Genomic DNA, 20,973 nt, shown 5'->3' on the forward strand with positions numbered 1-20,973 from the left:
CGCCGTGCTGGCGCACGAATTCGGCCACTTCGCGCAGCGCTCGATGGCGGTCGGACGCTGGGCTTACGTGGCCCAGCAAGTCGTGCAGGAGATGGTGGCGCGGCGCGATAAACTGGACGACCTGATTGAAGGCATTGGCCGCCTTGATATCCGCTTGCGCCTGGTGGCCTGGGTGTTGCAGGTCATCGTCTGGTCACTGCGCTCGCTGGTGGAGCAAGCGTTCCGCCTGGTGGTGTTGATGCAGAGGGCCTTGTCGCGTGAGATGGAGATGCAGGCTGACCTGGTGGCCGTGTCGCTGACCGGCAGCGACGCGCTGATCCACGCCTTGCATCGGCTGGGCGCGGCGGACGACGCCTGGGAGCGCACCGTCGGTTTCGTGTTCGGCGAATATGGCGCCGGGCGCGCCACCGTCGATGCCTATGCCATACAAAGCCATGTCACGGCGCGCATGGCCGGGATCCTGGACGATCCCTATTACGGCAAGGTGCCGCCGCTGCCGGCGCAGCAGCCGGAACAGCACCGTGTTTTCAAGGCGGAACTGGGCCAGCCGCCGCGCATGTGGCAAACCCACCCGCAAAACCACGAGCGCGAAGAGAATGCCAAACGGCGCTACCTGGCAGCGGCGATCGACCAGTCCAGCGCATGGTCGCTGTTCGACGATCCTGCGGCCCTGCGCCAACGCATGACCATCCACTTGCTGGAAGGGCAGGAAGGCAAGGCCGAACCGGTCGAACTGGAAGAAAGCCTGAAGCGCCTGGCGAAGGAATATCGGCGCGAGCATTTCCAGAGCCGCTATTGCGGCGTGTACTTCGGCCGCTCGCTGACGCGCCATGCGGCGCAGGCCGCGCAGCTGCGCGCCGCCCGCAATGCGCAACCTGCCGCCGAAGCCAGCGCGCTGTATCCGGTCTCGCTCAAGGACGATGTGCGCCAGTTGCGCCAGCTGCAGGAAGAGCGCGCGCAACTGGCGGCTGTGATCAACGGCCATGCCAAGGTGCAGGGAAATCGCGTGCAGTTGGGCGGCGAAGAATACCGCGTGAATCAATTGCCGGCGGCATTGCAGCGCACCGATGAACGCATCGACCATCTGGAAGAAAAGCTGCGCCGCCATGATGCGACGGTGCGCGCCTGGCATTATGCGGCTGCCGTCAAGCTGGGCGAAGGCTGGCCTGCTTATCTGGATAGCCTGATCGACGTGCTGCATTACGCCGAACATGGCGCCGCCAACCTGCGCGACGCCTGGGGCCTGGTGCTGAACACCCGCGCGGTGGTGACTGCCGTGGCGCGCCAGAGCGAGAGCAATATCCGCCGCCTGATCGCCGATTGCAGCAGCTTGTACGTGGTGCTGGACGAAATCTATCGCGGCAACGGCGCGGTGCAGTTCGATCCACAGCTGATGGAACGCCTGGAAATGAAGGAGAGCTGGCAAGCCGCGCTGCAGAAGTTCACGCTGCCGCCGGTATCCCGTGACAACATCAACGACTGGCTGCAAGCCGCCGCCAACTGGACCTCCCACACCAGCAACTGGCTGGTGTGCGCTGCGCTCGGCGGTGCTGGAGCAAATGCTAGTCAGCGAAACGCTGCTTGCCAGCCCATGCACGCAGCGGCACGCCGATCGCCGCGGCACCGCAACCGTGCCAGGTCCCCCAATCGTACAGCGTGCTGCTGGCCGGCAGCGAGCGTAAATTGCAAACGTCGCTGGACTGGTGGTCGCGTTTCCAGCGTGCGGACGGCTGGTTTGCCGGCGGTGCGCGCCTGGCGGTTGCCGGCGGCGTGGTGGTCAGCGTTCTGGGTATGGGCATGGCGCTCGGCACGTCGACGGTCATGGTCTACAACGGCCTTGGCACGCCGGTACGCGTGACGATCGACGGCAATTCGAGGCTGGTCGATCCGGGGCAGCACGTCACCATCGATGCCAGCCCGGACGCGCAGCACGCGGTTGAAGCGCGCCTGCTGGACGGCCAACTGCTGGAGAGCTTCCGCCCCAGCGATGGCTCGAACCAGTCGGTGTACAACGTTGCCGGCGGCACCGTGATGGCGACGGGCGTGGTGCACTACGGCGGCCCTGGCGACGAACAGAATACCGTGCTGGGTGCGCCGCGCTGGTTCGACACCGACGCCGACGTGCTGTTCGAAGAGCCGCCAAAATCGGTCAGCAGCAAGAGCAAGAACTGGCGCAAGGTTCTTGCCGCCGCATCCGGCATGGAGCCGGAGTCGCTGTCCGGACTCGTCAAGGATGATGCGCAGCGCAAGGCCATGGTGCTGGCCCATGCACGCTGGGACAATATCAAGATTCCGTCGACCTACACGTGGCTGACCATGGCGCACGAAGACGGCGCCGGCGACGTGCTGGTGCAGCGCCTCAAGGAAAGTCCGGAAAACGTCCAGCTGCGCCGTGCTGAACAGGGTGTTGCCAACGAATCGCCGGAAATCTGTGCAGCCGCGCGTGAGCGCGCCAAGGAGCGGCCGGACGACGGCGACCGGCTCTACCTGGCATTGCGTTGCGGCCAGGCGGCCGGCAGCGAGGAGATCGCAGCCGCGCGGGCGCGCTTCCCCGACAACGTCTGGCTGACCTACCTGTATGCGCGCACCTTGCTGGACCATGGCGCCTGGAACGAAGCCCTCGAGCCGCTGCGCAAGGTACAGGGGCAAGCTGCCGTACGAAAACGCCGAACTGGAAATGCAGTTGGAGCGTTTGCAGCGCCTGCTGGACGGCCAGGTCAAGAACCGTATGTTGACCGAGGGCTCGCGCGTCGCTGCCTTGGCGCAGGCGGAACGTGATGCGAACGACCCCTATAGCGTCCTGTCGCGCGGCGAGATTGGCAAGGCACTGGAAGCGAGCAAGGACGACCCGCGCCAGGCGGCACGCATGCGCCGGATGGCGGGGGGCGTCGGACGGCGCCAGTGCTGCCCAGGTGCAGGCTGCACTGGAGGAACCGATGACGAATGGCATCGACCAGGTGACCTTGCTGCTCGGTGCTGCGCTGGCGTTGCGCCATGGCCGCGACACCGAGCCATACTGGGCCCAGGCGAGGTCAATGCGTGAATATGCGCCGCGCCTGCGCCGCTTCATCGAGGCGGCCAATGCAGGCAAATTCCAGGAAGCGGAAATGGAGCTGGGATCAATGCCGATGGAAGCGCGCGCTCTGGCCTATGCCGCGGGCGTGGTGGCGGCAGGCGACGCTGCGCCGTCCCGTTGGCGCAAGACCGCACGCCTGGTGTTGTTCGCGCCTGAGCGTCCATATCTGCGAAGCTGAAGCGCACTATAATGCTCCGGCGTTTTCCAACAACCGCCGGAGCATTGAGATGATTCGTTCTGCCGTACTGCTTTCACTGTTTGCCGCTTTTCCATTGGCGCATGCCGCGCCCGACCTTACCACCGTCGCAGAACGCTCCGGCTACCACGCCACGGGCCGCTATGATGAAGTTCAACGCTTGTGCGCGGATTACCAGAAGGCTTACCCGAAAGCGGTGCGCTGTTTCTCGTTCGGCGAAACGCCGGAAGGGCGGCCGATGCTGGCGCTGGCCATTTCCCGTGCCGGTGCTTTGACCGCCGCCTCAGCCAAACAGCGCAAGCTGCCGGTGCTGCTGGTGCAAGGCGGCATCCACGCCGGCGAGATCGATGGCAAGGATGCCGGCTTCTGGGCCCTGCGCGAGGCGCTGGACGGGAAAGCCGCCGCCGGTGCACTGGACAAGCAGGTGGTGCTGTTCGTCCCGGTCTTCAATGTCGATGGCCATGAGCGCTTCGGCAAAAACAATCGTCCGAATCAGCGCGGCCCGGTCGAAATGGGCTGGCGCGTTACGGCGCAGAACTACAACCTCAATCGCGATTACGTGAAGGCCGATGCGCCTGAAATGCAGGCCATGCTCAAGCTGGTCAACGAATGGGACCCGCTGGCCTACGTCGACCTGCACGTGACCGACGGTGCCAAGTTCCAGCCTGACGTATCGATCCAGGTCGAGCCGGTGCACGGTGGCGATGCGGCGTTGCTCCCGCTGGGCAAGGAGATGCGCGACAACGTCATGGCCGACCTGCGCAAGCAGGGTTCCGACCCGCGTCACTTCTACATCTCCTTCGACAAGACCGACCAGCCGGATTCCGGTTTCGTCGACAGCATGTCCACGCCGCGCTTTTCGACCGGCTACTTCCCGTTGCGCAACCGCTTTGCCATGCTGGTGGAAACCCATGCGTGGCGCGATTACCCGCACCGCGTGAAGGTCACCCGCAACACCATCGTCTCGCTGATGGAGCAGTTCGCGCAGCACGGCGCGGCCTGGGCCAAGGCCGCGGCAGAAGCCGATGTGCGTGCCGCCAAACTGGCCGACATGCCGCTCAGCTACAAGACCACCGATCGCACCGAGATGATCGACTTCCCGGGTTATGAATACACCCGTACCCCTTCCGACGTTTCGGGCGGGGTCTGGACCAGGTATGACGAGTCCAAGCCGCAGAAATGGAGCGTTCCGCTGCGCGATGAAGTGGTGCCCGACGTAGTGCTCAAGGCGCCGGTTGGCGGCTACCTGGTGCCGGCCGCGCAAGCCGCGCTGGTCGAGCCAAAGCTGAAGGCGCATGGCATCAGCTACAAACGCCTGGAGCGGGCGCCCGGCAAGGTGGCGCTGGAAGCTTTCCGCGCGGAGGAAGCCAAGCTGACCGCAACCTCCTTCGAAGGCCACCAACTGGCGAGCTGGAAAGGCGCCTGGAAGAACGAACAGCGTGAAGTAGGCAAGGGCGCCCTGTTCGTGCCGATCGCCCAGCCAAAGTCGCGCTTGTTGATGACCATGCTGGAACCGGCCGGCGCCGACTCGCTGGCGGCCTGGGGATTCTTCAACAACTACCTGGAACGCAAGGAGTACATGGAGGAATACGTGGCCGAAGAGGCAGCGCGTGAAATGCTCGCAGCCGACCCGGCGCTGGCAGCCGCTTTCAAGGCCAAGCTGGAAAGCGATCCGGCTTTTGCCAAGAATCCGCGCGCGCGCCTGGACTTTTTCGCCCGCCGCCATGCCACCTGGGACGAGCGCCATAACCTGTATCCGGTGTACCGCACGGCCGTTGTTTACTAAACTTCCTGAAACTTCGCCGTTTCTGCCACTTTCGATTGCGAGGAAAGATCTGGTAAAGGTATAAAAGCAGCATCATAAAAGGAGACACCATGGGTATCCGACCTTTCGTGGCGCTGTTTACCGCAACGCTGCTGGCCGCCGCTGCGCAAGCGGCGCCGGCGGGCAGTCCGGCGGCCGCCGTCAACGTGTTTATCGGCACGGGCGGCGACGGCCACACTTTCCCCGGTGCCAGCCGCCCCTTCGGCATGGTGCAACTGAGTCCAGATACGCAGTTGCGGCATTTCCGCCAAAGCTACCCCTGGGCTGCCGGCTACCGCTACGAGGACAACTCCATCCTCGGCTTCTCCCATACCCATTTTTCAGGCAGCGGCCACTCCGACCTGGGCGACATCCTGCTGATGCCCTATAGCGGCGAGACCAAGCTGGAGCCGGGCTATCCGGAACGTCCGTTCAGCGGATACCGTTCGCGTTTCCGCCACGAGGATGAACGCGCGGAGCCCGGCTATTACGCGGTGCGCTTGCAGGACCATGAGGTCGATGCCGAACTGACCGCCAGCGAGCGGGTCGGCCTGCACCGCTACCGCTACGCCAAGGGCGCGCAGGCCAAGCTGATCCTCGACCTGCGCCAGAGCATTTACGACTACGCCGGCAAGAACCTGTGGTCATCGCTGCGCCTGCGCGACAGCACCACGATTACAGGCATGCGCATCACGCGCGGCTGGGCGCCCGGCCGCCAGGTCTATTTCGCCATGAAGCTCTCGCGTCCCGTCGCCGGCCATACCCTGGTCAATCGCGAGGAGGGCGTGGAATACAAGGGATTCGCCGGCCCCGGCAAGACGCCCGCCGACAAGGTGCAGGTGGAAGGCAAGGCGCTGGTGGCGGCACTCGATTTCGGCACGCCGGATGACGGCACCCTGCTGGTCAAGGTCGCGCTGTCGGGCGTCAGTGAGGATGGCGCGCTGGCCAACCTGGAAGAAATGCCCGGCTGGGACTTCGACGCCGAACGCCAGCGTGCCAGCATCGCCTGGAACGAAGCGCTGTCCGCCATCGCCATCGAGGCACCCTCCGACATGCGCAGCATGGTCTATACGAGCCTGTACCACGCCATGCTGGCGCCAAGCCTGTTCATGGACCGCGACGGCAAGTATCGCGGCCCTGACAACCAGGTGCACCAGGCCAAAGGCTTCCGCTATCACTCCACATTCTCGCTGTGGGATACATACCGCGCCCTGCATCCCTTGCTCACGCTGGTGCAGCCGGAGCAGCGCAATGCCGACTTCGTGAACTCGCTGGTCGCTTCGCGCCAGCATAGCCCGCACGGCATCCTGCCGGTGTGGGCCTTCCATGGCCTGGAAACCTGGTGCATGATCGGCTACCACGCGGTGCCGGTGATCGCGGACGCCTACATGAAAGGCATCAAGGGCATCAATGCAGACGAGGCGTTGGCAGCCATGGTAGCCAGCGCCGACTACGGCCCTTACGGCGGCCTTGAACATTACAAGAAGCTGGGCTACGTGCCGATCGACCTGGAGCCGGAAGCGGCCTCCAAGACGGTGGAATACGCCTTCGACGACTGGACCATCGCGCGCATGGCCGAGAAGATGGGCAAGAAGGACGTGGCCGCGCGCTTCTACCAGCGCGCGCAGAATTACCGCAATGTGTTCGACAGCAGGACGGGCTTCGTGCGCGCCCGCAAGTCGACCGGTGAATTCCGCGAGCCATTCAACCCGGTACAGTCCAACTTCGGCAGCGACTATACCGAAGGAAGCGCCTGGCAATATTCCTGGTATATGCCGCACGATAACGCTGGCCTGGTCGGCATGCTGGGCGGCGACGCCGGACTGCAGTCGAAGATCGACCAGGTGTTCGACGCCAAGGTCGATGACAACGTCTACGCCCACATGGAAGACATCTCAGGCCTGATCGGCCATTACGCCCACGGCAACGAACCATCGCACCACGTGGCCTATTTGTATAACTTCGCCGGCGCACCGTGGAAGACCCAGGCGCGGCTGGCGCAAATTGTCGCCAGCCAGTACCACAACAAGCCGGACGGCCTGGCGGGCAATGACGACCTGGGCCAGATGTCGGCCTGGCTGGCGTTCACCGCGCTGGGCTTCTATCCAGTAGCGCCGGGCAGCAATCAGTATGTGATCGGCCGTCCATTCGTGGACAAGGCGGTACTGACGCTGCCGAACGGGAAGCGCTTCACCATCCGCGCCGAGGCCATGTCGGCCGCGAACGCCTTTGTCGGCAGTGTCGCGCTGAACGGCAAGCCGCTGCTGCGCAGCTTCCTGCGCCATGAAGACCTCATGGCCGGCGGCGAGCTGGTGTTCCGCATGCAGGCCGCACCGAACAAAGAGTGGGGCCGCGAAATCAGCGCCCGTCCATATAGCCAGACTGGATACCAGCAATGAAGATATTTGCCTTGGCATTGACCCTCGCATGCGCGGCGGCACCCGCCGCAGCCCAATTCGTCGGCAAGATCAGCGACCCGGTGGAGTGGGTCAATCCCCTGATGGGAACTGCCAGCAAGCCCGAAATGTCGAACGGGAATACCTATCCCGCCATCGCGGTCCCTTGGGGCATGAACCTGTGGACGCCGCAGACCGGCAAGATGGGCAACGGCTGGACCTACCAGTACGAAGCCGACAGGCTGCGCGGCTTGAAGCAGACCCACCAGCCATCGCCCTGGATGAACGACTACGGCCAGTTCTCCGTCATGCCGGTGACCGGCGCCAAGCGCTTCACGGAAGACGACCGCGCCAGTGTGTTCTCGCACAAGGCGGAAACGTCCAAGCCGTATTACTACAGCGTCTACCTGGCGGATGCTGACGTCACCGCGGAACTGACGCCGACCGAGCGTGCCGCCCAGTTCCGCTTCACATTCCCGGCGTCGGACCAGAGCTATGTAGTGGTGGATGCCTTCGACAAAGGTTCCTACGTCAAGATCCTTCCCGAGCAGCGCAAGGTGATTGGCTACAGCACGCGCTACGCGCGCGGCCCGCTGCCATCCAACTTCCGCCTGTACTTCGTGATGGTTTTCGACAAGCCCTTTAGCTCCACCGACGTATGGCGCGGCAAGGAACTGGTGGAAGGCGCGCTGGAAATGGAAAGCCAGCATAGCGGCGCTATCGTCGGCTTCAAGACCACGCGCGGCGAGCAGGTGCACATGAAGGTCGCGTCCTCCTTCATCAGTCCGGAGCAGGCCGAGCTGAACCTGCAGCGTGAACTGGCCAACGACGATTTCGACACCACGCGCGCCCGCGCCAAGGCAAGCTGGAACCGGGTGCTGTCGAAAGTGGAAGTGGAGGGTGGCAGTATCGACCAGATGCGCACCTTCTACTCAAGCCTGTACCGTATGGTGCAGTTCCCGAACAAGATGTATGAGATCGATGCCGCCGGCCAGCCGGTGCACTGGAGCCCTTATAACGGCAAGGTATTGCCCGGCTACCTGTTCGCTGGCACCGGCTTCTGGGATACGTTCCGCGCCCTGTATCCGTTCCTGAACCTGGTCTACCCATCGATCAACCGCGAAATGCAGGCCGGCCTGGCAAACGCCTACCGCGAAGGCGGTTGGCTGCCCGAGTGGTCGAGCCCCGGCTATGCTGACATCATGGTCGGCAACAACTCCGCCTCGGTGGTGGCCGACGCGTGGATCAAAGGCAGCCGAAGCCCGGACATCGAAACACTGTGGCAGGCGCTCAAGCACGGTGCCGACAATGAAGGACCGGTCAGCGCGGTTGGACGCGCAGGCGTGAAGTACTACAACGAGCTCGGCTACGTGCCATACGACGTGAAAATCAACGAGAACGCCGCACGCACGCTGGAATATGCCTACGACGACTTTGCGATTTACCAGTTGGGCAAGGCGCTCGGCAAGCCGGAGTCGGAAATCGGCATCTACGCCCGGCGTGCCATGAACTACAAGAAGCTGTTCGATCCGGAGACTGGCCTGATGCGCGGCCGTAACAAGGATGGCAGCTTCCAGGCCCCGTTCAACCCAGTCAAATGGGGCGATGCCTTCACTGAAGGGAACAGCTGGCACTACACCTGGTCGGTGTTTCACGACATCGATGGACTGCTGAACCTGATGGGCGGCCGTGCGGCCTTCGCCAGCAAGCTGGATACCGTGATGAGCATGCCGCCGGTGTTCGACGAAAGCTATTACGGCTCGGTGATCCACGAGATCCGCGAGATGCAGGTGGCGAACATGGGCCAGTACGCGCATGGCAACCAACCGATCCAGCATATGCTCTACCTCTACAACTATGCCGGCGCGCCGTGGAAGTCGCAGTACTGGATCCGCGAAACGCTGAACCGCATGTACCAGCCAACGCCGGACGGCTACTGCGGCGATGAAGATAACGGCCAGACGTCGGCCTGGTATGTGTTCTCCGCGCTCGGTTTCTACCCGGTGACGCCGGCAGTCGGGCAGTACGTGGTTGGTGCGCCGCTGTTCCGGCACGCCACCGTACACCTGGAAAACGGCAAACGGATTCGCATTAATGCGCCGGCCAATGGCGCCAGCATGCGCTACATCCGCGCCGCCAAACTGAATGGTCGCGCGCTGCAGCGCAACTGGCTGGGCCACGATGAACTGCTGCGCGGCGCCAGCTTCGATGTGGAGATGTCGGCGCAGCCGAACCGGCAGCGCGGCATCGCGCCGGCCGACGCCCCGTACTCGTTCTCGCGCGCCGAGGGCGCGGCTACTTCGCGGAAACGATAGCGTCGATCATCTGCTGGGAATAGGCGTCGCCCTTCGCTTCGGCTGCCTGCATCATCGAGCGCCAAAGTGGAACGATGCCGACGCCCAGCTTGTCGAAGCGCACCAGGCCACAGGCATAAATGCCGTCGTAGGTATCGACGGTGTTGTTGAGCTTCTCGCAGGCCGCGGCCTGCTTCGCGCGGTAGGTCTTTACCGAATCTTCGCTATACACACCGGTCTGGAGCAGGGCGTCGAGGGACATCGCCTCCGCACCGCCTTCGTGGATCCACGGATCCTGTCCGCCTATGCCGCCGCGCGAGACAGCCATTTGCCAGATGTGCGCCATCTCGTGTGCAACATTGAGGGCCGCGTAGTCGCGCAGTTTCGGATGATCGGTATTCAACTGCTGGCCTTCCAGGCGGTAGGAGACCTGGCCCTGGCCCATGACGGCGCCACCCTTCATCGAAAAGCCAGGCGACTCGAAGTTGGCGACCGATACCATGATCAGCAGTTCGTCCTTTAACTGCCGCTGGTAAGCCTTCTCGTAGTAAGCGGAAGTTTTTGCGCCGACATCGAGTATCGTTTCGCGCAGCCACTGCGGGGTTCTTGGATCAATCAGGACTGTCGCCGCACCAGCGGGGATAGCCTGCGCCGGACCAAAATAGGCATAGCCACGCTCTGCGCCGGGCTCCATGCGGTTATCCGGCGGCGCGATCACGTTTTCCTGCGCCAGGCCAAACAGCTTGATATCGGTGTGCATGGAGAGCGTCTTCCTGCCCTGCTCGACGTCGCCTTGCAGGTGGCCGAGGTAGACCGTCGTCCCGCCATCGCCGAAGCGGTTGAACGAGACGTACTCTTTGGGCGACCAGCCGTCGAACGTCTTGATCTGCACGCTGGCCGACTTGAACGGCTTGCCCTTCGACGCAATCACATCGAAGTCCGGTCCGGACTTCATGCCCATGCCGGGAGTGAGCACCTTCCACTCCTGTTTGCGGAACTCGCCGATGGAATGCAGCTTGAGCGCAGTAACAGGCTGCGCGAACCGGTAATCCACGCGCCACAAGCCTGGCGCCACATGGCGCACGTCCAGCGCCACCGCAAGCTTAGGCTGCTCCTCCGCCTGAACAAGCGGCGCAGCACACAACATCAGGAAAGCGGCGCACAGGCCAGGGAATCGATGCATCGGGAGGTCCCTTCAGTAAGATTGAAGGGACCGATTTTAACCCGGGAAGTTGCTTTTATTGCAAATTTACCAGAGGAATCGTGGTCGGGGCCGGCGTCGAGCAAGGCTCTTCGTCGAAGGCGATATCGCCCAGCGGGTTGGCGATGCCGTCGGTCTTCAGGTCGGTGAAGCCGAACAGCTCGCGGTCCATCAGGTGCGAAGGAATCACGGTGGACAGGGCGGAGAAGGTGCTCTCCACGCGGCCCGGGTGCTTCTTCTCCCAGTCGCGCAGCATGGCCTTGATCTGCTTGCGCTGCAGGTTTTCCTGCGAGCCGCACAAGTCGCACGGGATGATCGGGAAGTTCTTCACCGCGGCATAGCGCTCGGTGTCTTCTTCCTTCACGTAGGCCAGCGGACGGATCACCATGTGCTTGCCGTCGTCGGACACCAGCTTGGCCGGCATGCCCTTGATCTTCCCGCCAAAGAACATGTTCAGGAAGAAGGTCTCGAGAATGTCGTCGCGGTGATGGCCCAGGGCGATCTTGTTGCAGCCCAGTTCATCGGCCACGCGGTACAGGATGCCGCGCCGCAGCCTGGAGCACAGCGAGCAGGTGGTTTTGCCTTCCGGGATCAGGCGCTTGACGATCGAGTAGGTGTCCTGGTTCTCGATGTGGAACGGCACGCCCAGCTGCTCCAGGTAGGCCGGCAGCACGTCGGCCGGGAAATTCGGCTGCTTCTGGTCCAGGTTGACGGCCACGATCTCGAAGTTGATCGGCGCGCGTTCGCGCAGCGTCATCAGGATGTCCAGCAACGCATAGGAATCCTTGCCGCCGGACAGGCAGACCATCACCTTGTCGCCGTCTTCAATCATGTTGAAGTCGCCGATGGCCTGGCCGACCAGGCGGCACAGGCGCTTGTGCAGCTTGTTGTTTTCGTAGGCGACCTTGTCTTCGCTCTTGGTGTCGACGACGGCGTTCATGCTGCGTCCTTGATCTGGAACACTTCCACGCCAACGCCTTCGCAATCCGGATACACGTCAGGCTTCATGGTCGACACGCGGGCAGCGCGCACGCTTGGATGCGCCAGCATGGCTTTCACCACGTCGTCCACCAGGGTTTCCTGCAGGTGCACGTGGCCTTCGGCCATGCGGCGCGCGATGGTCTCGCGCATGAAGTCGTAGTCGACCACCTCGTGCAGCTCGTCGGCCTTGGGGGTCGACACGGCCAGCGGGATGTACAGGTCAACGTTGATCAGTACGCGCTGCTCGCCTTTCTTCTCGAAATCGTGCACGCCGATGTTGATCAGCACTTCATAGTTGCGCAGGAATAGCCGGCGGCAGTTTTGCAATTGCGGGTGAATCAGGGCGGACAGCATGGTGCTTAAACCTTAAAAATGACAATTCTTTATTTGGCCAGGAACATCACGTCGCGCGGCGAAGGCAGCAAATGCTGGCCGCCATCGACCAGCAGGGTGGTGCCGGTCACCGCACGCGCGCCAGCCGCATAGACCACGGCGGCGGCAATGTCCTCGGGAGTGCTGGAACGGCCCAGCGGCGTCTGGGTGTGCGCCTTGGCGAAGCCTTCCTCGCTCTGGTCGCCCGACACCATGGTGATGCCGGGCGCCACGCCTACCACCCGGACCTTGGGCGCCAGCGACTGGGCCAGCATGGTGTTGGCCGCCTGCAGCGCCGCCTTGGACAGGGTGTAGGACAGGAAATCAGGGTTGAGATTATAAAGCTTCTGGTCCAGCAGGTTCACAACCACGGCCTGGCCGCCCTCCGGCGTGGCGTCGTACAGGGCGCGCGCCAGCTGGATCGGCGCTGCGACATTGGCGTGCATGTGCGCGTCGAGCCGGGCGTAGCTGAAATTCAGGTCGCTGTCGTAATCGAACAGCGAGGCGTTATTCACCACGCAGTCGACCCGCTCGAGCGCCTTCAGCGCCGCCGGCAGCAGCGCGCGCACGGCTTCTTCATCGGACAGGTCGCATTGCAGCGTGATGGCGCGGCGGCCCAGGGCGGCAATGGCTTGCGCCACTTCGCGCGCTTCGTCGTGCGAGTGGCGATAGTGGACGGCGATGTCCCAGCCGGCGCGTGCCAGGCCGAGCGCGATCTCGCGTCCCAGGCGGCGGCCGGCGCCGGTCACCAGGGCCACACGCGAATTTTCCTGAGCAGTTGTAGTCATAGTCAAAACGAGCAAAATGGCGCCGGGCAGCGCTGAACCGCTACAATGCCGGCATGTCTTTACCAGCACCTTCACCTGACGCGCTGGCCGCGTCCCAAGCCTTGCAGCGCCTGATTGCCGACGATATTGCGCGGCATGGTGGCGCCGTTCCGTTCTCGCGCTTCATGGAGCTGGCGCTGTATGCGCCCGGCCTGGGCTATTACAGCGGCGGCGCCGCCAAGCTGGGCAAAGATGGCGATTTTACAACCGCACCCGAGCTGAGTGCCCTGTTCGGGCAGTCGCTGGCGCATGTTGCAGCCGCTATTATGGACCAAAGCGCGCCGCACATCCTCGAATTCGGCGCCGGAACGGGCAAGCTGGCCAGGGATATCCTGACCGAGGCGGCGCATGCCGGCATTCTGGTCGAGAGCTATTCCATCGTCGAACTGTCCGGCGAGCTGCGCGCCCGCCAGCAGCAGCTGCTGCGCGATTTTCCGCAAGTGCGCTGGCTCGATGCCTTGCCGGAATCGTTCCACGGCGCGGTCTTCGGTAATGAGGTGCTGGATGCGATGCCGGTGGACGTGGTCACCCTCACCGAGCAGGGCTGGCAAGCGCTGCACGTCGCCGTCACGGAAGCGGGCTTCGCCTGGCGTCCAGCGGCCGCCGACGCCGCGCTGCTGGCGCAAATCGAGCGCCAGGTACCGGATGCCGGACAGCTGCCGGCCGGCTACGTGACCGAAGTGCACGCCGCCGGCTGCGGCTTCATGGCCACGCTGGCCAGCATGCTGGTGCAAGGCCAAGGCGCCGCCTTCCTGTTCGACTACGGCTTCCCGGCGCGCGAGTTCTACCTGGGCGACCGCGCCAGCGGCACCCTGATGTGCCACTACCGCCACCACGCCCACGCGGAACCGTTCTACCTGCCCGGCCTGCAGGACATCACCGCCCACGTCGACTTCACCGCCATGGCGCTGGCGGCGCAGGATGCCGGCGCCGAAGTCATGGCGTATAACAGCCAGGCCGGCTTCCTGATCGGCGCCGGCATCGGCGAGCTGATGCAGCGCTTCGACCCGGCCGACGCATTGAACTACCTGCCGCACGCCAACGCGCTGCAGAAGTTGCTTTCTCCTGCCGAAATGGGAGAATTGTTCAAGGTGCTGGTGATCGGCCATGGCGTTGAGCTGCCCGGGCAATTGCTGCGTGGCGACCGCAGCTACCGTTTGTAATATGATTGAGAGATGGGAAAGATACATACTCACTATGACAACCTGAAGGTAGCGCGCGGCGCGCCACAGGAAGTGATACGTGCGGCTTACAAAGCGCTGAGCCAGAAATATCATCCTGACAAGAATCCCGGGGATGAGAAGGCGGCCCGCATCATGGCGATCGTCAACACGGCGTATGGCACGCTGTCCGATCCGCAGCGGCGCAAGGAGCACGATGAGTGGATCACCCAGGAAGAGTGGGAAATCGAATGGCTCGATAGCACCCGGCACGAGCCCGCGCATGAGCCTGGCTGGTCCGGCGAACTCGACCTGCCGCGCCGGCGCCGGGTGCTGAAATCCTGGCGCTTCTGGGGCACGGTTAGCGGCGCCGCCGCCGCCGGTTGGCTGGGCGGGGTGCTGACGGTAACCGAGCCGCGCGCCATGTCCAGCGTGCTGGCCGGGGCCTGGGGCGGCAAGGCGCCTGCTGAACTGACGGCCACCGCGGCCGCCACCCCGAAAATCCACCCGCCGCGGGTGGAAAAGGTCACCCCGGACGATGGCTGGGCCGTCGCCAAGCCGTATTCGCCGGAACCATCGATCGCTGCCGCCGCGGCGCCGCCGATCAAGGTGTTGGCTCTGTCGCAAGTGGTGCTGCCTGGCGCCGCCGTCGACTGCGAAGCCGAGGTCGCCCCGTCGGTCGCGCCGAATGGCGAGCCATGGCCGGTACAGTCGGGCTATGTGGAAGGCTTCCCGGTCGGGAACAAGGGCGAAGACATGCAGCTGACGCTGGACAACAGCGCCAACGCCGCGCCGGTGTTCATCAAGGTGTACGACCTCGAGCGCCGCTCGAACGTGCGCTACGCGTATGTGCAGCCGCACGACAAGCTGGTGGTCGACCAGCTATCGAACGGCAAATACGAAATCCGCTACCAGAACCTGAACCTCGGCGCCGGCCAGAGCGGCTGCACCCACAAGAACGGTTAAGCGGTTCCGGCAGCCAGCGTCTCGCTCAGTCCCATTTCCGGGCTGGCCATCAGGCGGTAGATATCCACCAGGATCAGCATGCGCTGGTCGATGGTGCCGAGGCCGATCATGTACTCCGAGCTGAAGGCGGTGCCCAGGTCCGGCGCCGGCTTGATCTGCTCGGGCGTCAGCGTGGTCACGTCGGACACCGAATCGACCACCATGCCCACCACGCGGCCATTGATGTTCAGGATGATCACCACCGTGAACTGGTCGTACACCGGTTCGCCCAGCTTGAACTTGATGCGCATGTCGACCACCGGAATGATGATGCCGCGCAAGTTGATCACGCCCTTGATGAATTCGGGCGCATTGGCGATGCGGGTCACCGCTTCGTAACCGCGGATTTCCTGCACTTTCAGGATATCGATGCCGTACTCTTCGGCGCCCAGCTTGAATGCCAGGAATTCCTTGCCTTGGCTGGCGTCTTCTTGCGCAGTAACTTGCATGGTTTTTTCCTTTAGCAAAATCTGTGTTGTCAAAGCGTATCAGAGTGCAAAGCGATTTACGAGCGGGCAATTTTTAATTGCTAGCTAAGTCAAATCTGATTATGCTGGATGTAAAGATTAGCGCATTTTGATCAAGGAGACTTCATGGCGGACCCTCAAGCCGTCGATGACAACTGGCTGCTGGAAGAAGACGAAGAAGAGAAGCAGCCAGCATCGACCGGATCGCCTGAACAGCGGCTGTGGCGCGTGCTGATTGTGGACGACGACCAGGACGTGCATGCGGTGACCCGGCTGGCGCTGCGCAACGTCAGTTTCAAGGGGCGCGAGCTGGAGTTGTTCTCGGCCTACAGCGGGCGCGAGGCGTTCGACATCCTGCGCGATACGCCCGACATCGCCCTGGTCCTGCTCGACGTGGTGATGGAAACCGACGATGCCGGCCTGCTGCTGGCGCGCCGCATCCGTGAGGAGCTGCACAATTCCATCGTGCGCGTGGTGTTGCGGACCGGCCAACCTGGCCAGGCGCCGGAGCAGCGCGTCATCATCGAATACGACATCAACGACTACAAGGCCAAAACCGAACTCACCACGCAGAAGCTGTTCACCACGGTGATCTCGGCGCTGCGTGCGTACGAGAGCCTGAACATGCTGGAGCGCTCGCGCATCGGCCTGGGCAAGATCCTGGCCGGCGCGACCAACCTGTACCAGATCCATTCGCTGCGCGAATTCGCGTCCGGCGTGCTGAACCAGGTTTCCGCGATTCTCGACGTGGGTGCCGATGGCGTGCTGTGCCTGATGCAGGTCGATACCGGCGACACCACCGTGGTGGCCGCCACCGGCGGTTATGCACCGCTGGCGGAAAACGAGCAGATGCCGGAAAACCACCCGCTGTGGCCGACCATCAGGAAGGCCTTCAAGGAAAAGAAGAGCCAGTTCGAACACCCGGCCAATGTGCTGTTCATCCACACCCAGGACAGCCGCGACGTGCTGATTTCGGTCACGCCGCCCTGGCCGCTGGCGCAGATCCAGCGCGACCTGCTGGAAGTGTTCTGCGAGCGCATCGCCGCCGCCTTCGACAACCTGTACATGTTCGGCCAACTGCGCAAGGCGCAGGAAGCCACCGTGGTGGCGCTGGCCGACCTGGCGGAATTCCGCGACGGCTGCACCGGCGGCCATGTGCGGCGGGTCCAGCAACTGTCCTCGGCGATTGCGGCGCGCATGCGCGAGCGCGGCGTGTATGACGACGAGCTGACGCCGCAACTGGTCGACATGATCGGTCTCGCCTCCATCCTGCACGACGTGGGCAAGGTGGCCACGCCCGACCATATCCTGTTGAAACCGGGCGCCCATACCGATGAAGAGCGCGCGTTGATGCAAACCCATGCCGCCGTCGGGCGCAGTGTGCTGGAACGCGCGGCCAATATGGTGGACGGCGTCAGCTACCTGACGTACGGGGCGGAAATTGCTGGCGGCCATCATGAGTATTGGGACGGCGGCGGTTATCCGAGCCAGCTCAAGGGCAAGCAGATTCCTTTGTCGGCGCGCATCGTGGCGGTGGTCGATGTCTTCGATTCCCTGCTGCATGAGCGTCCGTACAAGGAACCTTGGCCGTACCCGGAAGTGATGACCTATATCCGCGACCGGATCGGTACCCAGTTCGATCCGGAAGTGGTGGCGGCCCTGAACGACGTGGTCGAGCGCAACCCGGGCCTGGGCCAGGGCCGCTGAGCGATCCCGACTGTGGCAGCCGCGCCGCGCCGCCCCGTTCATTCTCTCCAAATTTCACGGCGTGCAGCGTGCAAGCGCTAAAATAAGGACAGCCCTTGTCCTACGCCGACAGCCATGAATGAACTGAAGGGCCTGACAGCGCTGGTCATCGAGCCCAATCCCAGCATGCGCGCCAGCTTGCACAATATGCTGAGCTTGTGCGGCCTGGTGCGCATTGACGATGCCGCCAGTTCCAACCAGGCGATCCGCGCGCTGGAAACCCGGATCTACGACCTGGTCCTGTGCGAGTACGCGCTGGAAGGCGGCCAGGATGGCCAGCAGATGCTGGAAGACTTGCGCCACCACCGTTTGATCAATGCCGCCACCATGTTCTTCATGGTCACTGGCGAAGGCCAGTTCAGCAAGGTTGTCAGCGCCGCCGAGCTGATGCCCAACGATTACATCCTCAAGCCGTTTGCTGCCGATGCCATGCTGGAGCGCATCTGGCGTGCCCTTGACCGCCGCAATGCCCTGCTGCCGGTGTACCAGTTGGTCGAGATGGGCGACTTGCGTGCGGCGATCGAAGCCTGCGAGGAAGGTGAGGCTGCGCAGCCGCGCTTTGCCATGGAATTCCGCCGCCTGCGCGCGGAAATGCACATCCAGGCCGGCGAGCCGGAGCTGGCGGAGCCGCTATATGCCGAGCTGTGGGACAGCCGCCAGGTGCCGTGGGCCCGCCTGGGCCAGGCCAAGACCCTGTACCTGCGTGGCCGCTTCGATGAGGCGCGCGCGATGCTGGAAGACCTGCTGGGCAAGAACAGCCGCTTCCTCGATGCCTACGACTGGCTGGCGCGCACGCATGAAGCGAATGGCAACCCGGCGGCGGCGCAGGCCGTGCTGGCCGAAGCGGTGGAGTTGTCGCCGCACGCGGTGCGCCGCTTGCGCCGGCTGGGCGAAGTGGCATTGGAGGCGGGCGACGTCGATGGCGCCGAGCGCGCCTTCAAGCAGGTGGTCAGCAAGACCCGCTACTCCGAATTCCGCACGCCGGAAGACCACGCCAAGCTGGCGCAAACCCTGGTCAAGAAGGGTGACCCGGTGCAAGCCGCCGCGGTGATCCGCGACCTGGACAAGTCGCTGTCCGGCACCCCCAACACCGACCTCTGCAGCGCCATTGCTTCAGCCGCGCTGCATGAATTCACCGGCAACGTGGCGCGCATGAATGCTTCGCTCGACTACGCGGTCAGCGGCGCGCGCGCGGCAACCGGCCTGTCGAATGAAATGAAGATGGAACTGGCGCGCACCTGCCTGGAAGTGGGCAAGGAGGAACAGGCGACCGAAGTGATGCGCGACGTGATGCGCAACTCCGCCACGCCGGGCGCCATGGAGCGCGCCATGCGCATGATGGAAAAGAGCGGCCACGCGGAACTGGGGCAACGCCTGGCCGATGAAAGCCGCAACGAGGTGGGCGAGATGGTGGCGGCCGGCGCGGCGCTGGCGAAGCAGGGCGACTTCCGCGGTGCGGTCGACCTGATGCTGGAAGCGGTGGCCAAGCTGCCGGACAACGCCCAGGTCGCCTTCAACGCGGCGGTCGCGATCCTGAAATGCCTGGAAAACCAGGGCTGGGACGATGCCCTGGGACGCCACGTGCTGGCGCTGGTGGCCACCGTGCGCCGCCTGGATCCGGCCAACGACAAGCTGAACGCATTGGCCGGCCTGCACCAGGACATATTGAAGAAATACAACATCCGGCCGGCTGCGCGGCGTGAAGCAGGAGTGCGCGTCGCGATCTGATAGCCGCTGGCGCTACAATGGGCTATGAGCTCCAATCCACCAGAAGATCGCCCGGTCCGCGCTTACCTGCTGAAGAAGTTGTGCAGCGATGATGAGGGCTTGTTTGCGCTTGGCGTGTCGATCGCGCGCGTGGTGCAGATGGCCGACTCGGACGACCAGGGCACGCAAAGCCTGGCTTACCACGTGCTGTCGGACGTCGCGCTGACGCAGAAGATCCTGCGCCTGGCCAATACGCCGCAATACCGCCAGGCGTCGGGCGCCCCGGTAACCACAATTTCCCATGCGATTTCGCTGCTTGGTTTCGATAATGTGAAGACCACGGCGCTGGCCATGCTGCTGGTCGACACCATGGCCAACAGCAAGCACGCGCAAAGCGTGCGCGTGGAGCTGGAGGCGGCGCTGTGCGCCAGCCTGGTAGGGCGCGAGCTGGCGCGCTACAGCCCTTACCAGAAGGCGGAAGAAGCGGCCATCGGAGCGCTGTTCAAGAACCTGGGGCCGTTGCTGATTGCTTCGCGCGAGCATGAACGCTTCCGCGAAATCAACGCGCTGGTGGTGGCCGGCGAACATTCGCAAGGCCAGGCTTCGCAAATGATCCTTGGCAGCACGTATGACACGCTGACGGCCACCGTGCTGCGTGAATGGAAAATCCCCGACGTGATCATCCGCTCGCTGGCGCCCCTGTACGGCAGCACCTTGCGGCCGCCGGCGGACCGCACGGAATGGATACGGCAGGTGGTGCACTTCAGCATGGATGCGGCGCGCGCGCTGACCCGCCTTGGCGGCGTTGCTGCCGACGACGTGCGGCTGCTGCACCAGCGCTTCGGCAATTCGCTGGCGCTGGAGCGCGAGCAGGTGACCACGGTGCTGACGCGTGCCCGCAGCAGCATGGACGCCTTGTTGAACAGCATGCAGCTGGATGGCGCGTCGGGCGGTTCGGCCGGCGAGCCGGGTGATCCGTATGCCGAATCGGGCGAGGCGCCTGGCGCTGCCGGAACCTTGCCGAGCGTGCTGGCGCTGGCCAGCCTGGATTCCGGCGCGAAGGAGGGCGCATACCCGAGCGGCAAGCCGTTCGACGCGCGCGAGCAGTTGCTGGCGGGGGTGCAGGAGCTGACCGAGATGCGGGTGGAGGGCAAGGCGCGCGTCAATGAACTGGTGCAGGCGGTGCTGGAGACTTTGTACCGCAGCATGGGGTTCCGCTTTGCGACCGTGTGCCTGAAGGATGCGAAGACGGGGCAGTTCCGGGCCCGCATTGCGCTGGGGGACAAGCGTGCCTTGCGGCAGGAGGGTTTCGTGTTTCCGCTGCAGGGGAAGGATCTGTTCCACCTGGCGCTGGAGAATGATGCGGATCTGATGATCGCGGATGCGAGCGTAGCGAAGATTCGCGACCTGCTGCCGAAGTGGCACCTGGATTTGCTGCCGGATGCGCGCAGCTTCATCGTGCTGCCATTGGTGGTGCAGGGCGTGCAGCTTGGCTTGTTCTACGCGGATCGCGCGCAGCCGGCGCCGGAAGGGGTGGCGCCGGATGAGACGTCGCTGATTCGGGCGCTGAAGGCGCAGGTGCTGGCGGCGTTGTCGCCTTAAAACCGGTAAACCAGGGTCAGACCCAAGGGTCTGACCCTGTCTGCGCGGCGGCCGCGGTCAGGGTTGTGTGCCGTTGATCTTCTCAAAAAGTCAAAGACCCAGAACCAACCCCGACACGCTCGATCTGACAGGGTCTGAC

General features: G+C 63.8%; 16 protein-coding genes. 11 read left to right on the forward strand and 5 right to left on the reverse strand.

The genetic code is table 11. From position 1 onward, the window contains the following. From ACQ4MM_RS12150 to ACQ4MM_RS12175, 6 genes are all read left to right on the forward strand, one after another. Positions 1-1,858 (forward strand): M48 family metalloprotease (locus ACQ4MM_RS12150; protein WP_431477609.1); only part of this gene is annotated, 1,858 nt, incomplete at its 5' end. Continuing rightward, a complete protein-coding gene (locus ACQ4MM_RS12155) occupies positions 1,798-2,778 on the forward strand; it encodes a hypothetical protein (protein WP_431477610.1) in 981 nt (326 codons plus the stop codon). The genes ACQ4MM_RS12150 and ACQ4MM_RS12155, both read left to right, overlap by 61 nt. A 158-nt stretch (positions 2,779-2,936) precedes the next feature. Then, a complete protein-coding gene (locus ACQ4MM_RS12160) occupies positions 2,937-3,254 on the forward strand; it encodes a hypothetical protein (protein WP_431477611.1) in 318 nt (105 codons plus the stop codon). A gap of 49 nt (positions 3,255-3,303) precedes the next feature. Then, the gene (locus ACQ4MM_RS12165; RefSeq protein ID WP_431477612.1) at positions 3,304-5,058 is read left to right on the forward strand and encodes a M14 family metallopeptidase; all 1,755 of its coding nucleotides are present in this window, start codon (positions 3,304-3,306) and stop codon (positions 5,056-5,058) included. An 89-nt stretch (positions 5,059-5,147) separates the two neighbouring features. Next, positions 5,148-7,475 carry a GH92 family glycosyl hydrolase gene (locus ACQ4MM_RS12170; RefSeq protein WP_431477613.1) on the forward strand — a complete coding sequence of 776 codons (2,328 nt, stop codon included), beginning with the start codon at positions 5,148-5,150 and terminating at the stop codon, positions 7,473-7,475. Beyond that, positions 7,472-9,787 carry a GH92 family glycosyl hydrolase gene (locus ACQ4MM_RS12175; protein ID WP_431477614.1) on the forward strand — a complete coding sequence of 772 codons (2,316 nt, stop codon included), beginning with the start codon at positions 7,472-7,474 and terminating at the stop codon, positions 9,785-9,787. The genes ACQ4MM_RS12170 and ACQ4MM_RS12175 overlap by 4 nt, the downstream gene beginning before the upstream one ends. On the opposite strand, the gene ACQ4MM_RS12180 is transcribed toward ACQ4MM_RS12175, so the two are convergent. The 4 genes from ACQ4MM_RS12180 to ACQ4MM_RS12195 are packed head-to-tail and all read right to left on the reverse strand — an operon-like array spanning position 9,768 to position 13,108. After that, positions 9,768-10,949, reverse strand: a complete 1,182-nt coding sequence (locus tag ACQ4MM_RS12180; RefSeq protein WP_431477615.1) for a hypothetical protein — start codon at positions 10,947-10,949, stop codon at positions 9,768-9,770. The two genes, ACQ4MM_RS12175 and ACQ4MM_RS12180, sit on opposite strands and share 20 nt — an antisense overlap. A gap of 55 nt (positions 10,950-11,004) precedes the next feature. Then, positions 11,005-11,907, reverse strand: coding sequence for a tRNA 2-thiocytidine(32) synthetase TtcA (ttcA, locus tag ACQ4MM_RS12185; RefSeq protein ID WP_431477616.1), 903 nt, complete (start codon positions 11,905-11,907; stop codon positions 11,005-11,007). Then, positions 11,904-12,302, reverse strand: coding sequence for a dihydroneopterin aldolase (locus ACQ4MM_RS12190; protein ID WP_431477617.1), 399 nt, complete (start codon positions 12,300-12,302; stop codon positions 11,904-11,906). The genes ttcA and ACQ4MM_RS12190 overlap by 4 nt, the downstream gene beginning before the upstream one ends. A 29-nt stretch (positions 12,303-12,331) precedes the next feature. Next, positions 12,332-13,108 carry an SDR family oxidoreductase gene (locus ACQ4MM_RS12195; protein ID WP_431477618.1) on the reverse strand — a complete coding sequence of 259 codons (777 nt, stop codon included), beginning with the start codon at positions 13,106-13,108 and terminating at the stop codon, positions 12,332-12,334. Between the two features lie 53 nt (positions 13,109-13,161). Between ACQ4MM_RS12195 and ACQ4MM_RS12200 the strand changes: the two genes are divergently transcribed. Both ACQ4MM_RS12200 and ACQ4MM_RS12205 read left to right on the forward strand, forming a co-directional pair. Beyond that, the gene (locus ACQ4MM_RS12200) at positions 13,162-14,310 is read left to right on the forward strand and encodes a class I SAM-dependent methyltransferase (protein ID WP_431477619.1); all 1,149 of its coding nucleotides are present in this window, start codon (positions 13,162-13,164) and stop codon (positions 14,308-14,310) included. A 12-nt stretch (positions 14,311-14,322) separates the two neighbouring features. After that, a complete protein-coding gene (locus ACQ4MM_RS12205) occupies positions 14,323-15,273 on the forward strand; it encodes a J domain-containing protein (protein ID WP_431477620.1) in 951 nt (316 codons plus the stop codon). Here ACQ4MM_RS12205 and ACQ4MM_RS12210 read toward each other — a convergent pair. Further along, positions 15,270-15,761 (reverse strand): chemotaxis protein CheW, encoded by a 492-nt coding sequence (locus ACQ4MM_RS12210; RefSeq protein WP_431477621.1) that lies wholly within the window; start codon positions 15,759-15,761, stop codon positions 15,270-15,272. The two genes, ACQ4MM_RS12205 and ACQ4MM_RS12210, sit on opposite strands and share 4 nt — an antisense overlap. Before the next feature lie 144 nt (positions 15,762-15,905). Between ACQ4MM_RS12210 and ACQ4MM_RS12215 the strand changes: the two genes are divergently transcribed. From ACQ4MM_RS12215 to ACQ4MM_RS12225, 3 genes are all read left to right on the forward strand, one after another. Beyond that, positions 15,906-17,486, forward strand: coding sequence for a DUF3369 domain-containing protein (locus tag ACQ4MM_RS12215; protein WP_431477622.1), 1,581 nt, complete (start codon positions 15,906-15,908; stop codon positions 17,484-17,486). Positions 17,487-17,600: 114 nt separating this feature from the next. Continuing rightward, entirely contained in the window at positions 17,601-19,253 is a 1,653-nt protein-coding gene (locus ACQ4MM_RS12220; RefSeq protein ID WP_431477623.1) for a tetratricopeptide repeat protein, read from the forward strand. Positions 19,254-19,277: 24 nt separating this feature from the next. Beyond that, complete coding sequence (locus ACQ4MM_RS12225; protein WP_431477624.1) at positions 19,278-20,834, forward strand: HDOD domain-containing protein; 1,557 nt, start codon at positions 19,278-19,280, stop codon at positions 20,832-20,834. The last annotated feature ends 139 nt before the right edge of the window (positions 20,835-20,973 follow it).

Origin of the sequence: Massilia eburnea, assembly GCF_050709955.1 — a bacterium.
In the GTDB taxonomy this organism is placed as follows: domain Bacteria; phylum Pseudomonadota; class Gammaproteobacteria; order Burkholderiales; family Burkholderiaceae_D; genus Rugamonas; species Rugamonas eburnea_A.